Source organism: Marinobacter salicampi, assembly GCF_011074795.1.
Classification (GTDB): domain Bacteria; phylum Pseudomonadota; class Gammaproteobacteria; order Pseudomonadales; family Oleiphilaceae; genus Marinobacter; species Marinobacter salicampi.
The window spans coordinates 18,619-31,845 of record NZ_JAAMPF010000008.1; the positions used below are offsets into that span (position 1 = coordinate 18,619).

14 protein-coding genes are annotated in these 13,227 nt (G+C 57.4%); all 14 read right to left on the reverse strand.

The features are described 5' to 3' along the window. Positions 1–38: 38 nt before the first annotated feature. A complete protein-coding gene (glmU, locus tag G7W63_RS02765; protein ID WP_166252842.1) occupies positions 39–1,406 on the reverse strand; it encodes a bifunctional UDP-N-acetylglucosamine diphosphorylase/glucosamine-1-phosphate N-acetyltransferase GlmU in 1,368 nt (455 codons plus the stop codon). Between the two features lie 145 nt (positions 1,407–1,551). Next, positions 1,552–1,974, reverse strand: coding sequence for a F0F1 ATP synthase subunit epsilon (locus G7W63_RS02770; RefSeq protein WP_166252845.1), 423 nt, complete (start codon positions 1,972–1,974; stop codon positions 1,552–1,554). 35 nt (positions 1,975–2,009) lie between these two features. After that, positions 2,010–3,401, reverse strand: a complete 1,392-nt coding sequence (gene atpD / locus G7W63_RS02775) for a F0F1 ATP synthase subunit beta (protein WP_166252848.1) — start codon at positions 3,399–3,401, stop codon at positions 2,010–2,012. Positions 3,402–3,456: 55 nt separating this feature from the next. Next, positions 3,457–4,317, reverse strand: a complete 861-nt coding sequence (atpG, locus tag G7W63_RS02780; protein WP_166252851.1) for a F0F1 ATP synthase subunit gamma — start codon at positions 4,315–4,317, stop codon at positions 3,457–3,459. A gap of 68 nt (positions 4,318–4,385) precedes the next feature. After that, entirely contained in the window at positions 4,386–5,930 is a 1,545-nt protein-coding gene (atpA, locus tag G7W63_RS02785) for a F0F1 ATP synthase subunit alpha (RefSeq protein ID WP_166252854.1), read from the reverse strand. A gap of 28 nt (positions 5,931–5,958) precedes the next feature. Then, a complete protein-coding gene (locus G7W63_RS02790) occupies positions 5,959–6,495 on the reverse strand; it encodes a F0F1 ATP synthase subunit delta (RefSeq protein WP_166252857.1) in 537 nt (178 codons plus the stop codon). Between the two features lie 12 nt (positions 6,496–6,507). Further along, positions 6,508–6,978, reverse strand: a complete 471-nt coding sequence (locus tag G7W63_RS02795; protein ID WP_166252860.1) for a F0F1 ATP synthase subunit B — start codon at positions 6,976–6,978, stop codon at positions 6,508–6,510. A gap of 80 nt (positions 6,979–7,058) precedes the next feature. Next, positions 7,059–7,286, reverse strand: coding sequence for a F0F1 ATP synthase subunit C (gene atpE, locus G7W63_RS02800; RefSeq protein WP_166252863.1), 228 nt, complete (start codon positions 7,284–7,286; stop codon positions 7,059–7,061). Between the two features lie 42 nt (positions 7,287–7,328). After that, positions 7,329–8,195 (reverse strand): F0F1 ATP synthase subunit A, encoded by an 867-nt coding sequence (gene atpB, locus G7W63_RS02805; protein WP_166252864.1) that lies wholly within the window; start codon positions 8,193–8,195, stop codon positions 7,329–7,331. A 15-nt stretch (positions 8,196–8,210) separates the two neighbouring features. Beyond that, on the reverse strand, positions 8,211–8,603 hold the full coding sequence (locus G7W63_RS02810; RefSeq protein WP_166252865.1) for an ATP synthase subunit I: 393 nt from the start codon (positions 8,601–8,603) through the stop codon (positions 8,211–8,213). Between the two features lie 260 nt (positions 8,604–8,863). Next, the gene (locus G7W63_RS02815) at positions 8,864–9,742 is read right to left on the reverse strand and encodes a ParB/RepB/Spo0J family partition protein (RefSeq protein ID WP_166252866.1); all 879 of its coding nucleotides are present in this window, start codon (positions 9,740–9,742) and stop codon (positions 8,864–8,866) included. A gap of 58 nt (positions 9,743–9,800) precedes the next feature. Next, positions 9,801–10,595, reverse strand: a complete 795-nt coding sequence (locus G7W63_RS02820) for a ParA family protein (protein ID WP_166252867.1) — start codon at positions 10,593–10,595, stop codon at positions 9,801–9,803. 2 nt (positions 10,596–10,597) lie between these two features. Beyond that, positions 10,598–11,245 (reverse strand): 16S rRNA (guanine(527)-N(7))-methyltransferase RsmG, encoded by a 648-nt coding sequence (gene rsmG / locus G7W63_RS02825; protein WP_166252868.1) that lies wholly within the window; start codon positions 11,243–11,245, stop codon positions 10,598–10,600. Between the two features lie 4 nt (positions 11,246–11,249). Then, positions 11,250–13,136, reverse strand: a complete 1,887-nt coding sequence (gene mnmG / locus G7W63_RS02830) for a tRNA uridine-5-carboxymethylaminomethyl(34) synthesis enzyme MnmG (protein ID WP_166252869.1) — start codon at positions 13,134–13,136, stop codon at positions 11,250–11,252. Positions 13,137–13,227: the final 91 nt, after the last annotated feature.

A 13,227-nucleotide genomic window follows, 5' to 3' on the forward strand; every position in this document is an offset into this window, starting at 1 on the left:
TTCTTTGGTTTAGCCGTGCCCGATGCCCGAGCATCGGCTCAGGACTTTTTCCTGGGCTTCTGCCAGTCCGGAATATTGTGCTGCCGGCCACGGGCGACGGCCAGTTCGTCCGCTGATACGTCCCGGGTAATAGTTGAGCCCGCGCCGATGGTGGCCCCTTTCGCCACCGTGACCGGGGCTACCAGCGCCGTATTGGAGCCCACAAAAACGCCGTCTTCCAGCACGGTCTGGTACTTGTTGACGCCATCGTAATTGCAGGTGATGGTGCCCGCGCCCACGTTGACACCGGCACCCAGGGTGGCATCACCCACGTAACTGAGGTGGTTGATCTTGCTGCCCTCGCCGACCACCGCCTTTTTGGTTTCTACAAAGTTGCCCACTTTGGTGTGCGCCGCCAATACGGTACCCGGACGTAATCTGGCAAAAGGGCCTACCTGGGCATCGGCCCCAACCTCGGCACCGTCAATGATAGAGTGGGCATGAACCACTGCGCCCTTTGCTATGCGTGCATCCCTGATGATGCAGCCGGGCCCGATGGAAACCCCGTCCGCCAGCTCAACACGCCCCTCGAACACGACATTGACATCAATTATCACGTCCGAACCGACGGTGAGTTGCCCGCGTACGTCCAGCCGTGCCGGATCCATCAGGGTGGCGCCGGCGGTCATAAGTTCGATGGCCTGCTGACGCTGGTACCAGCGTTCCAGCTCGGCCAGCTGGACACGGTTATTGACGCCCTGGACCTCAAAGTCCGTCACCGGATGAGCAACCTCGACCTTCAGCCCTTCTGTTACCGCCATGGCGATAATATCGGTGAGGTAGTATTCGCCCTGCGCGTTGCTGTTGGATAGGCGCGGCAGCCAGGCCTTAAGGTGTTTGCCAGCTATGGAAAGAATACCGGTGTTAACCTCACGGATGGCTTTCTGTTCTTCCGTGGCATCTTTCTGTTCAACAATGGACTGGACCTCGCCGGCGCTGTTGCGAACGATACGACCGTAACCGTCAGGATTGTCCAGATGCACTGTCAGGATTGACAGGATGTCGTCCCGGTCGGAGACAAGTTTGGCGAGCGTGTCCGAGCGGGTCAGCGGAACATCGCCATAAAGCACCAGTACCTGGGCCTCGTCAGGAATGTTCGGTAGCGCTTGAGCGACGGCATGGCCGGTTCCGAGCTGTTCGGACTGCAAAGCCCATTGGATATCTTCAGCCGGGGTGGTAGCCCGCACCTGTTCAGCGCCGTGGCCGATGACCCCATGGATACCCGCCGCATTCAGGGTGCGGGCGGTATCGATCACGTGGTGCAACATAGGCTTGCCGGCTACCCCGTGCAGGACTTTAGGCTGGTGGGATTTCATCCTGGAACCCTGACCAGCAGCCAGAATAACGACGTGTAGAGGTAATGCCATAAGGGTAAAAGCTCCTTTCTTAAAACCCATAACAGAAAAAGCCGCACCTTCCTGACGGTTAAATCCGGATATCGGATCCAGGATTTCATTACCGTCAGTTCAGGGTGCGGCTTTAGCGATCAGCTGATGCCTGAGATCCCGGAACCTAGCGCATTTTCTTGCGCAGATTCTGGATCGTACGCAACTGAGCAGCGGCTTCCGCCAGTTCTGCCGCAGCCCGGGAGTATTCAAACTCGCCGGTCCTGTTGGCCAGGGCTTTCTCGGCTTCACGCTGGGCTTCGACAGCCGCGGCTTCGTTTAGATCCTTGGCGCGCGTCGCCGTATCAGCCATGAGAGTGACGAGATTAGGCTGGACCTCAAGGTATCCACCGGATACGTAGAGGATCTCCTCTTCTCCGCCCTGCTTAACGATCCTTACTGTACCAGGCTTGAGCTGAGTCAGCAGTGGAGCGTGGCCATACTGAACACCCAGTTCACCCTCGCTCCCGGTTGCCACCAGCATTTCAACCAGGCCAGAGAAGATCTTCCTTTCGGCACTTACCACGTCACAATGCACGGTTATACCCATTCTATTAGCCTCTATGGTCGGTCAGGAAACATGCCTTACTTCGCCTTGGCTTTCATTTCCTTCGCCTTCTCAACTGCTTCTTCAATGGTGCCTACCATGTAGAATGCCTGCTCAGGCATGTCGTCATAGTCGCCGTTGATGATTCCCTTGAAGCTGCTGATAGTCTCTTTCAGAGACACGTATTTACCCGGTGAGCCGGTGAAAACCTCGGCCACGTGAAACGGCTGGGACAGAAAGCGTTCAATCTTACGGGCCCGGGCAACGGTCAGCCTGTCTTCTTCAGACAGTTCGTCCATGCCGAGGATCGCAATGATGTCTTTCAGCTCCTTGTAGCGCTGGAGGTTGGTCTGAACGCCCCGCGCCACTTCGTAGTGCTCTTCACCGATGACCAGCGGGTCCAGCTGACGGGAGGTCGAATCCAGCGGATCGATCGCCGGGTAGATACCCTTGGAAGCGATGTCACGGCTCAGTACCACGGTCGCGTCAAGGTGCGAGAAGGTGGTTGCTGGCGACGGGTCAGTCAGGTCGTCCGCCGGTACGTATACCGCCTGGATGGACGTGATGGAACCGGTCTTGGTGGAGGTAATCCGCTCCTGCAGCTCACCCATTTCCTGGGCCAGCGTGGGCTGGTAACCTACCGCGGAAGGCATACGACCCAGCAGTGCCGATACTTCGGTACCCGCCAGGGTGTAACGGTAGATGTTGTCTACGAACAACAGTACGTCGCGTCCTTCGTCACGGAACTTCTCGGCAATAGTCAGGCCGGTCAGGGCTACACGCAGACGGTTGCCCGGGGGCTCGTTCATCTGGCCATAAACCATCGCTACCTTATCAAGGACATTGGAGTCCTTCATTTCATAGTAGAAGTCGTTACCTTCCCGGGTCCGCTCACCAACACCGGCGAATACAGACAGACCGGAATGCTCTTTGGCGATGTTGTTGATCAGCTCCATCATGTTGACGGTCTTACCAACACCCGCACCACCGAACAGACCGACTTTACCGCCCTTGGCGAACGGGCAGATCAGGTCGATTACCTTGATGCCGGTTTCCAGCAGGTCTGCAGACGCTGCCTGGTCGGCATAGCCCGGTGCCTTGCGGTGGATCGCCCAGCGCTCTTCTTCACCAATATCGCCCTGCTCATCAATGGGACGACCCAGAACGTCCATAATCCGGCCCAGGGTCTTGATACCGACCGGGACGGAAATGGGTGCGTTGGTATTTTCTGCCTTCAGGCCCCGCTTGAGGCCTTCGGTGCTGCCCATGGCGATGGTACGTACAATGCCGTCGCCCAGCTGCTGCTGGACTTCCAGGGTTGTGTCACCACCTTCAAGCAGCAGTGCGTCATACACTTTGGGAACGGAGTCACGTGGAAATTCCACGTCGATAACCGCGCCAATGATCTGAACGATGTGTCCGCTACTCATGCTCGGTTCCTCGTTATCTCTATAGTCAACAAAACCAGTAGGATCGTGGGCAGGATCAGACCGAAGCCGCGCCGCTCACAATCTCCGATATCTCTTGGGTAATGGCTGCCTGACGGGCCTTGTTATAGGCCAGTTGGAGCTCGTCGATGATGCTGCCAGCGTTATCAGTCGCGCTCTTCATGGCAATCATCCGAGCAGCCTGCTCGCAAGCCAGATTTTCCACCACTCCCTGATAAACCTGGGATTCAATGTAACGTGGCAGAAGACCGTCCAGAATGGGACGGGCGTCCGGCTCGTAGATGTAATCCCACTGGTGACCAATCTCGTCGTCTTCGCTTTCGGGCAGGGGCAGAAGCTGCTCCACCTTGGGGCGCTGAGTCATGGTGTTCACAAACTCGTTGCTCACCAGGTACAGGCGGTCGATCGTGCCTTCCTCGAAAGCGTTGAGCATGACGGTGACGTTACCGATCAGCTTCTCGGCGCTGGGGTCATCACCCAGATGCGTCAGGGCCGCCACCACATTCCCGCCATAGCTGCGAAAGAAGGAGGCACCTTTCTGACCAATCGCACAGAGATCAATGCCGACACCTTTGTTTTTCCAGTCACGCATTTCACGCACGAGCGCCTTGAACACGTTGGCGTTCAGACCACCGCAGAGTCCCCGGTCCGAGGAAATTACGATGTAGCCTACCCGCTTGACTTCGCGGTCCTGCATGAAAGGATGACGGTAATCCTGGTTTGCCTTGGCAATATGCCCGATTACCTGGCGCATCTTTTCAGCGTACGGGCGTGTAGCCTGCATGCGTTCCTGAGCTTTGCGCATCTTGCTCGCAGCCACCATTTCCATGGCGCTGGTGATCTTCTGCGTACTCTTGATGCTTCCGATCTGGTTGCGTATTTCTTTTCCGATGGCCATATGTCACTGCCTTTTCAAGTTAGACACTCATGTGGACCAAGGGGCCTGCCCGGTGCAGGCCCCTTGCCTTACCAACTCTGAGTGGTCTTGAATTTCTCCAGAGCAGCTTTCAGACCGGCAGCAATTTCATCGTTGAAATCGCCTTTCTCGTTGATCTTGGCCAGAAGCTCGGACTGCTCCGAACGCATCCAGTCCAGCAGTTGTGCTTCGAACTTCACAACCTTTTCCACCTCAACGTCGTCCAGGAAGCCTTCGTTGGCTGCAAACAGAACGGTACCCATCTCGGCAACGCTCATCGGGCTGTACTGATTCTGCTTCATCAGCTCGGTAACCCGCTGACCGTGCTCCAGCTGCTGACGAGTCGCTTCGTCCAGGTCAGACGCGAACTGGGCGAAAGCCGCCAATTCACGATACTGGGCCAGGGCCAGACGAATGTTACCGCCCAGCTTCTTCATGATCTTGGTCTGGGCAGAACCACCGACCCGTGAAACCGATACACCTGCGTTCATTGCCGGACGGATACCGGAGTTGAACAGGTTGGTCTCAAGGAAGATCTGACCGTCAGTGATGGAGATAACGTTGGTCGGTACGAATGCCGATACGTCACCCGCCTGGGTCTCAATCAGCGGCAGCGCTGTCAGGGAACCAGTCTTGCCTTTGACTTCGCCGTTGGTGAATTCTTCCACGTAGGCCGCGTTTACACGGGAGGCACGCTCCAGCAGGCGGGAGTGCAGATAGAACACGTCACCCGGATATGCTTCCCGACCCGGTGGCCGACGCAGCAACAGGGAGATCTGGCGATAGGCCACGGCCTGCTTACTGAGATCGTCATACACGATCAGGGCGTTCTCGCCGCGGTCGCGGAAGTACTCACCCATGGATGTACCGGAGTAAGGTGCCAGGAACTGCATGGCGGCAGGATCTGCAGCGCCGGCAGCGACCACAATTGTGTGGTCCATGGCGCCGTGTTCTTCAAGCTTACGGACAACCGCAGCAATGGAGGACTGCTTCTGGCCGATAGCAACGTAGATACACTTGATGCCACTGTTCTTCTGGTTGATGATCGCGTCGATGGCGACGGCGGTCTTACCAATCTGACGGTCGCCAATAATCAGCTCACGCTGGCCACGGCCGATAGGCACCATGGTGTCGATTGCCTTGAGGCCAGTCTGAACCGGCTCATCAACGGACTGACGGGCGATTACGCCCGGCGCCACTTTCTCGATGGGGGCGGTCAGGCTGGTGCCCAGGTCACCCTTCCCGTCGATGGCGTTACCCAGACCGTCCACAACACGGCCCAACAGTTCCGGACCAATCGGCACTTCCAGGATGCGACCGGTACAGCGAACTTTCTGGCCTTCAGCCAGCTCTTCGTAGTCGCCCAGAACAACCGCACCTACAGAATCACGCTCAAGGTTGAGCGCCATGCCGAAGGTACCGTTTTCGAACTCGATCATCTCGCCGTACATAACATCGGCAAGACCGTGGATCAGCACGATACCGTCAGATACCGACAGAATCGTACCTTCGTTTTTTGCTTCCGAAGAGATATCGAGTTTTTCGATTCGCTTCTTGATGATGTCACTGATCTCGGATGGATTCAGTTGCTGCATGCCATTTTCCTCAAACCTTGTGCTGAAATCAGGAGCCCAGAGCCTTGGCCATTTTGGCCAGCTTGCCGCGAACAGAAGCGTCTATCACCAGGTCACCCGTGCGAACAATTGCACCGCCAATCAGGGACTGATCGACCGAGGTTTCCAGATCTATCTTGCGCTCCAGTTTTCTGGACAATGCGTCAACGAGCTTTTTCTGCTGCTCTTCCGTCATTTCGAACGCTGAACTCACCTCTAGTCTGACGGTGCGCTCAAGATCAGCACGGAAAAGGGTGAACAGTGCCGATACTTCTGGCAGCAGGACCAACCGCTTATTTTCAGCAAGAATTAACAGGAAATTCCTGAGCGCTTCCGGCAGTGCTTGCTCGAAGCAGTCAACGAAGAGTTCAGCCTTGCGTTGCTCGGATAGCCCGGGGTTGTTCAGGATCCTTCGTATCTCTTTGTCGGCCGCAACCTGACCAGCAAACGCCAATGCCTGGTCCCAGGCATCGACGCTGTCATGATCCTTGGCTGCATCAAAAACGGCCTTCGCATAGGGTCGGGCTAACGTCGTCAGTTCTGCCATGATGACCCTCGCTTAGAGTTCTGCCGCCAGCTTGTCCAGCATCTCGCTGTGAGCTTTGGCGTCGACAGAGGTTTCCAGAATCTTCTCGGCACCGGCAACGGCAAGTGCTGCCACTTCTGCCCTGAGTGCGTCGCGAGCCTGAACACGCTCCTGTTGAATTTCAGCTCTGGCCTGCTCAATCAGCTTCTCGCCTTCCGTCCGTGCGTCAGCCTTGGAGGCTTCCACAATCTGGGCGGCGCGCTTGTTGGCCTGATCGACCAGGGCTGCAGCATCTTCTTTCGCCTTCCGCATTTCCTTGGAAGCTTTTTCTTTTGCAAGCTCCAGGTCGCGGTCTGCGCGGTCTGCGGCTGAAAGACCGTCGGCTATCTTCTTCTGGCGTGCGCTCATGGCCGCAGTAATCGGCGGCCATACATACTTGACACAGAACCAGACGAAAATAGCGAAGGCGATCGACTGCCCTATTAACGTAAGGTTGATATTCACGGCGATATACCTCTTGCTATTCGTTGCATCCCGGTGACCGGAAAATCGGACGCATCAAAAGCGCCCGCTCTTTCGGCTGATTAACCAGCGACAACGAAAATCAGGTACATAGCGATACCAACACCGATCATAGGAACAGCGTCAAGCAGACCGGCCATGATGAAGGTTTTGGTTTGCAGCTGGTTTGCCATTTCTGGCTGACGGGCTGTGGATTCCAGCAGTTTGCCGCCCAGAAGGCCAAAGCCAATGCCGGTCGCCAGAGCGCCAAGGCCGAGAATAATCGACGCTGCAATCATTACCATTTCCATTGAATACTCCTCAGTTTTCTCAGATAGTTAAGGGTTTGTGAATTAGGTTAATGTTCCGTGGTCTTCATGTGCCGCACTGAGGTAGACCACAGCCAGCGTAGTAAAGATAAAGGCCTGCAATGTTACCACAAGGATGTGGAATATGGCCCAGGGTACGCTCAGCGTCCACTGTATCCATAGTGGCAGGATGGCGATCAGGATGAATACCACTTCACCGGCGTACATGTTACCGAACAGACGCAGCGCCAGGCTGATGGGCTTCACGATAAGCACCAGCAGCTCCAGGAACAGGTTGAACGGCACCAGTGACCAGTGATTGAAAGGCGTGAACGACAGTTCGTGCAGGAAACCACCAGCGCCCTTCACCTTGAAGCTGTAGAAAATGATCAGCAGGAAGACCCCGATGGAAATACCAAAGGTACCGTTGGGATCCGTAGTCGGAACAATCTTGAAATACTCCAGCCCCATGGCGTGTGCAATGGACGGAATATAGTCGACCGGAATGAGTTTCAGGCTGTTCATCAGGAAGATCCAGACGAACATCGTCAGTGCCAGGGGCGCAATCAGCGGGTTACGACCGTTAAAACCATCGCGCACTATGCCTTCGACGAACTCGAATACCATTTCAACGAAATTCTGCAGGCGGCCGGGATTGCCACTGGTGGCACGCGTCGCTACGAAGCGGAACAGGCCCAGAAACAGCACGCCCATGGCGATAGACCAGCCAAGAGTATCCACGTGGAATGCCATGAACCCCATATCGGATGCTTCAGCTGCAGTTCTGGCGAAGGTCCAGGTGGACTCGTCCAGAACGGCGCCGTCAGCGCGCTCATAACCTTCCGGAAGCTTGCCGTAGGTCAGGTTCTGTAGGTGGTGCTTTATATATTCTACTGGGGTTTCAGCTGCCATACTGCTCTCGTCCAGTCATCGCTGTGGTTTGGAGCGTAGGAACCAGCGCAGGGCCGGACTTATCGCAACCATCACAGCAAAAGTGAATAACAGAGCCGGCACATGTACTGGCTCCATCAAGATGAAAACGGCCGCAAAAAATACTGCGGTAAGGGCAAGTTTTATACTTTCTGCCCTGAACAAGTCGCCAACCATCAGGCTGGCATTGCGAGCGCCCTGATGGCGAAATACCCGGTGTGCAAAATAAGCGCTTGGTATGACAAAAATGAGACCGCCAATGAGTGCGGAATAACCTGCCAAGCGGCTTTCCAGGCTCCATAAAAGGCTGATAACCAGTACGACCGAGCCTTCTGCTGTCAGCCACCGGACCAGTGGCAATCGGATAAGTCCAGTTCTGGTCTTGGTCATCGGAGCCACCTTTTGTCAGTACGCTGAGTCAGTACCGGCTTCCGGATGCCAGACATCGCTTGCTGTAACAGCAAGCGCGCAAAATTATATGTGTTAACGCCTGGCTGTTCAACACAACTGGTTTCAAAACCTGCCGGTGTTTTAACCAGTTTCTATAATCCAATGACGCAAACCATACAAGTTGTGTCCATCGCTACCGGTTATTACCACATGTGGTATGTCGGGACGAAACACGACTTTAGACTATAGGATCAAGGTTTCTATTTGATGTGTTCCAGGATGCCGTCAAGTTCGTCCAGTGAACCGTATTCGATCACCAGCTTGCCTTTCCCGCGCTGACCATGATCTATGGAGACCCGGGCGCCCAGGCGCTCTGCCAGATTATCCTGGAGGGCACGTATGTTAGGGTCCAGGGCGCCGGAACGGCTTGTGGCTTTACTGCTGCCCGCTTCCTGCTGGATTCGCCGAACCAGCGCTTCGGTCTGTCGGACCGAAAGGGATTTAGCCACTACCTGACGCGCTACCTGCATCTGCTGCTCCGGGGGCAGGGTGAGCATGGCGCGGCCGTGGCCCATTTCCAGGTCGCCATGTTCCAGCATCACCCGGACGTCTTCGGTCAGGCTGATCAGTCGCAGCAGATTGGTGATGGTCGTGCGCGACTTGCCTACAGCCTCCGCCACCTGGGCCTGGGTCAGGCCAAACTCTTCCTGTAACCGATGCAGGGCGAAAGCTTCTTCAATGGGGTTGAGGTTTTCCCGCTGGATGTTTTCAATCAGGGACATGGCGACGGCGGCTTCGTCGGTCACGTCCCGGATGATGGCCGGAATCCGGTCAAGTTCGGCCAGTTGGGTCGCTCGCCAGCGCCGTTCACCGGCGATCAGCTCGTAGCGTCCCTCGCTGACCGGACGCAAAACCACCGGCTGCATGACACCCTGCTGGCGAATGGAGTCAGCCAGTTCCTGCAGCGCGGCGGGGTCCATGTCCCGCCGGGGCTGGTAACGACCACGCTGGATAAGATCCACCGGGACTTCCCGGAGCTCGCCGTCATGTTCGCTCAGGTCGCGGTCCAGATTGACCTTGGAGCCTGCCAGAAGAGCTCCCAAGCCACGCTCACCCAATCCTCGTTTTTTCGCCGCCATGGTGTCCGTCATTTGGTTCGATGAAATTCAGTCAGTGATGTATGGAAAGCGCACCATCTTACACGGGTAGAGCGGTGGTTGTCTTTTGTGTGCCGTGCCGGCGCACCATTTCACCCGCCAGGGCGAGATAGGCCACCGCGCCTTTGGACACGCGATCATACTTCAGAGCCGGAATGCCATAGCTCGGGGCCTCTGCGAGGCGTACGTTGCGGGGGATCACTGCCCGGTAGACCTTGTCACCGAAAAACTCGCTAAGCTGTGAGGACACATCCAGGGTGAGGCTGTTGCGAGGGTCGTACATGGTCCGCAGGATGCCTTCCACCTTGAGCTCAGGATTCACGGTCTCCTGAATCTGCTCGATGGTATTCATCAGGGCAGCCAGGCCCTCTAGGGCGTAGTATTCGCACTGCATGGGTATAAGCACGGTATCGGCTGCTGACAGGGCGTTGACGGTGAGCAGGTTCAGGGACGGCGGGCAGTCGATCAGCACGTAGTCGTAACGGTCACGAACGCTGTTGATGGCCAGGCGCAGACGGTGCTCCCGACCGATCTCGTTCATCAGTGCCACTTCCGCGGCGGTCAGGTCGCCGTTGGACGGTAGGATATCGAATCCGGAGGCATCAGCAGGAATAATCACTTCCGCCGCCGTGGCGCGCTTGGTCAGCAGGTCATACCCGGACAGGGCAAGGGCGTTCTTGTCGATCCCGCTGCCCATGGTGGCATTGCCCTGGGGGTCCATATCGACCAGCAGGACCCGGCGCTTGGTGGCTGCCAGGGACGCGGCCAGATTGACGCAGGTCGTGGTTTTGCCGACGCCGCCTTTCTGGTTGGTGACTGCTATGACACGCGCCATGGCTAACCTCCTGTGTTTGGATCACGATCGATAATAAGCAGGTGGCGTTCGCCGGCACAGCCGGGCACCTGCAGGGGATGGTGGGCCTTCACGCGCCAGTCCGCGGGCAGCGCTGCCACTTCATCATCCGGAAACTGGCCTTTCATGGCAAGGAACTCCCCATCCACCGCCAGCAGATTCCCGCACCAGGCCACCATGTTGTCGAGGGCCGTGAAGGCACGACTGCTGATCTGAGTGTAGCGGATGGATGGGTCGCAAGCCTCGGCGCGACCGTGAATTATATCAACATTGTCCAGTTTGAGCTCCAGCACACACTGTGTCAGGAACCGGGTCTTCTTGCTGTTGCTGTCCAGCAGGCTGAAGCGTTGCTCCGGCAAGGCCACTGCCAGGGGTATGCCGGGCAGCCCGCCGCCGGCACCTACATCCAGCAGGTGCGGGGCGGTGACGAACGGCAGCAGGCTCAGGCTGTCCAGCAACTGGCGCGACACCATTTCCCCGGGGTCCCTTACAGCGGTGAGGTTATAGGCCTTGTTCCACTTGGCCAGCAGGCCGAGGAAAGCCACCAGTTGCTCCACCTGCTCCGGTGATAGACGGATATCCATGGGCTCCAGCCCCTGACTGAGCTGACTGCGCCAGAGTGTCTCGCTCATGTGCTCAGGCCGACTGCTTGCGTAACAGGTCGCGCTTTTTCAGGTGCACCAGCAACTGGGATACCGCAGCGGGCGTGACGCCCTGGATCCGGGAGGCCTGGGCAATGGTTTCGGGCCGCACCGTCTTCAGCTTCTGGCGGATCTCGTTGGACAGCCCACCAATGGCGTCGAAATCCATATCCACCGGCAAGGTGGTGTTTTCGTTACGGCGCAGGCGCTCGATTTCGTCAGTCTGGCGCGAAATGTAGCCCTCGTACTTGATCTCGATCTCGACCTGCTCGGCAACATTGGGATCGTCAGCCTGATCCCCGCCGATGGCGGCAATATGACTGTAGACAATCTCAGGCCTTCGCAGCAGTTCAGCCAGGGAGTGTTCCCGGCCCATAGGACGCTGCAAGTGAGTATCTGCGATAGCGGCACCTTCAGTGCCAGGGTGCACGAACGTGGTATTCAGGCGCTGGCGCTCGATGGCGATAGCGTCACGCTTGGCGTTGAAACGACTCCAGCGCTCTTCGTTGACCAGGCCCAGTTTATAACCGGTTTCGGTCAACCGCAGATCGGCATTGTCTTCGCGCAGGATCAGGCGGTACTCGGCACGGCTGGTAAACATGCGATAGGGCTCGGACGTACCCATGGTGATCAGGTCGTCCACCAGCACCCCAAGATAGGCCTCGTCGCGACGGGGATACCAGGCATCCTTGTCCTGGGCCTGCAGGGCGGCGTTGATTCCCGCCAGCAGGCCCTGGGCGCCGGCTTCTTCATATCCGGTCGTGCCGTTGATCTGGCCGGCAAAATAGAGTCCACCGATGAACTTGGTTTCCAGGGTATGGCGCAGATCCTGGGGGTTCAGGTAGTCGTACTCGATGGCATAGCCAGGGCGCGTAATATGGGCATGCTCGAACCCAGGAATGGTCCGTACCGCCGCCAGCTGGATATCGAATGGCAGGCTGGTGGAAATACCGTTGGGATAGAGTTCGTGGGTGGTCAGGCCTTCCGGCTCAACGAAAATCTGGTGCGAGTTCTTGTCCGCAAACCGGTTGACCTTGTCCTCTATGGAAGGGCAATAGCGCGGGCCGATGCCTTCGATATTGCCGACAAACATGGGCGAGCGGTCAAAACCGCTGCGAATGATGTCGTGGGTTTCCTCGGTGGTGCGGGTGATGTAGCAGCACACCTGCTCCGGGTGGTCGGCACGGGAGCCCAGGAACGACATCACCGGCGTCGGATCATCCCCCCATTGGGTCTGCATGACGGAAAAATCCACGCTACGGGCATCGATGCGCGGTGGTGTGCCGGTCTTCAGGCGACCGACGTTGAACGGCAGTTCCCGCAGGCGCTGGGCCAGGGCATTGGCCGGCGCATCGCCGGCTCGACCACCGGAGTGGTTCTGCATGCCGATGTGGATAACCCCGCCGAGGAAAGTGCCTGTGGTCAGAACCACGGTCCGGGCGTGAAAGCGGATACCGGTCTGGGTGACCACGCCGGTGACCCGGTCGTTTTCCACAATCAGGTCATCCGCCGCCTGCTGGAACAGGGTCAGATTGGGCTGGTTCTCCAGCACGCTACGAATGGCCGCTTTGTACAATACCCGGTCAGCCTGGGCACGGGTGGCACGCACGGCAGGCCCCTTGCGGGAATTGAGCGTGCGGAACTGGATGCCGGCCAGGTCGGTGGCCTGGGCCATCGCACCGCCCATGGCGTCGATCTCCTTGACCAGGTGGCTCTTGCCGATGCCGCCTATGGCCGGGTTGCAGGACATCTGACCCAGGGTTTCAATGTTGTGGGTCAGCAGCAGGGTGGCAGACCCCATGCGCGCGGCGGCCAGGGCGGCTTCGGTACCGGCATGACCACCACCAATCACAATCACATCGAAACGGCTCGGAAAATCCACTCAACACCTCAGGAAAGACAAAAAGGGAAACAAAAAATTCGGGCGGAAGAGTATAACGTGTCGGGGCGTCCATTGCAGTGTAAATGCGCAC

What these genes read in the sequence shown, in the direction of transcription:
- G7W63_RS02810 (WP_166252865.1), bottom strand. Translation starts at nt 8,603, where the DNA reads ATGACCAAGACCAGAACTGGACTTATCCGATTGCCACTGGTCCGGTGG.
- G7W63_RS02820 (WP_166252867.1), bottom strand. Translation starts at nt 10,595, where the DNA reads ATGGCGCGTGTCATAGCAGTCACCAACCAGAAAGGCGGCGTCGGCAAA.
- G7W63_RS02815 (WP_166252866.1), bottom strand. Translation starts at nt 9,742, where the DNA reads ATGGCGGCGAAAAAACGAGGATTGGGTGAGCGTGGCTTGGGAGCTCTT.
- glmU (WP_166252842.1), bottom strand. Translation starts at nt 1,406, where the DNA reads ATGGCATTACCTCTACACGTCGTTATTCTGGCTGCTGGTCAGGGTTCC.
- atpA (WP_166252854.1), bottom strand. Translation starts at nt 5,930, where the DNA reads ATGCAGCAACTGAATCCATCCGAGATCAGTGACATCATCAAGAAGCGA.
- rsmG (WP_166252868.1), bottom strand. Translation starts at nt 11,245, where the DNA reads ATGAGCGAGACACTCTGGCGCAGTCAGCTCAGTCAGGGGCTGGAGCCC.
- G7W63_RS02790 (WP_166252857.1), bottom strand. Translation starts at nt 6,495, where the DNA reads ATGGCAGAACTGACGACGTTAGCCCGACCCTATGCGAAGGCCGTTTTT.
- atpD (WP_166252848.1), bottom strand. Translation starts at nt 3,401, where the DNA reads ATGAGTAGCGGACACATCGTTCAGATCATTGGCGCGGTTATCGACGTG.
- atpE (WP_166252863.1), bottom strand. Translation starts at nt 7,286, where the DNA reads ATGGAAATGGTAATGATTGCAGCGTCGATTATTCTCGGCCTTGGCGCT.
- G7W63_RS02770 (WP_166252845.1), bottom strand. Translation starts at nt 1,974, where the DNA reads ATGGGTATAACCGTGCATTGTGACGTGGTAAGTGCCGAAAGGAAGATC.
- atpB (WP_166252864.1), bottom strand. Translation starts at nt 8,195, where the DNA reads ATGGCAGCTGAAACCCCAGTAGAATATATAAAGCACCACCTACAGAAC.
- atpG (WP_166252851.1), bottom strand. Translation starts at nt 4,317, where the DNA reads ATGGCCATCGGAAAAGAAATACGCAACCAGATCGGAAGCATCAAGAGT.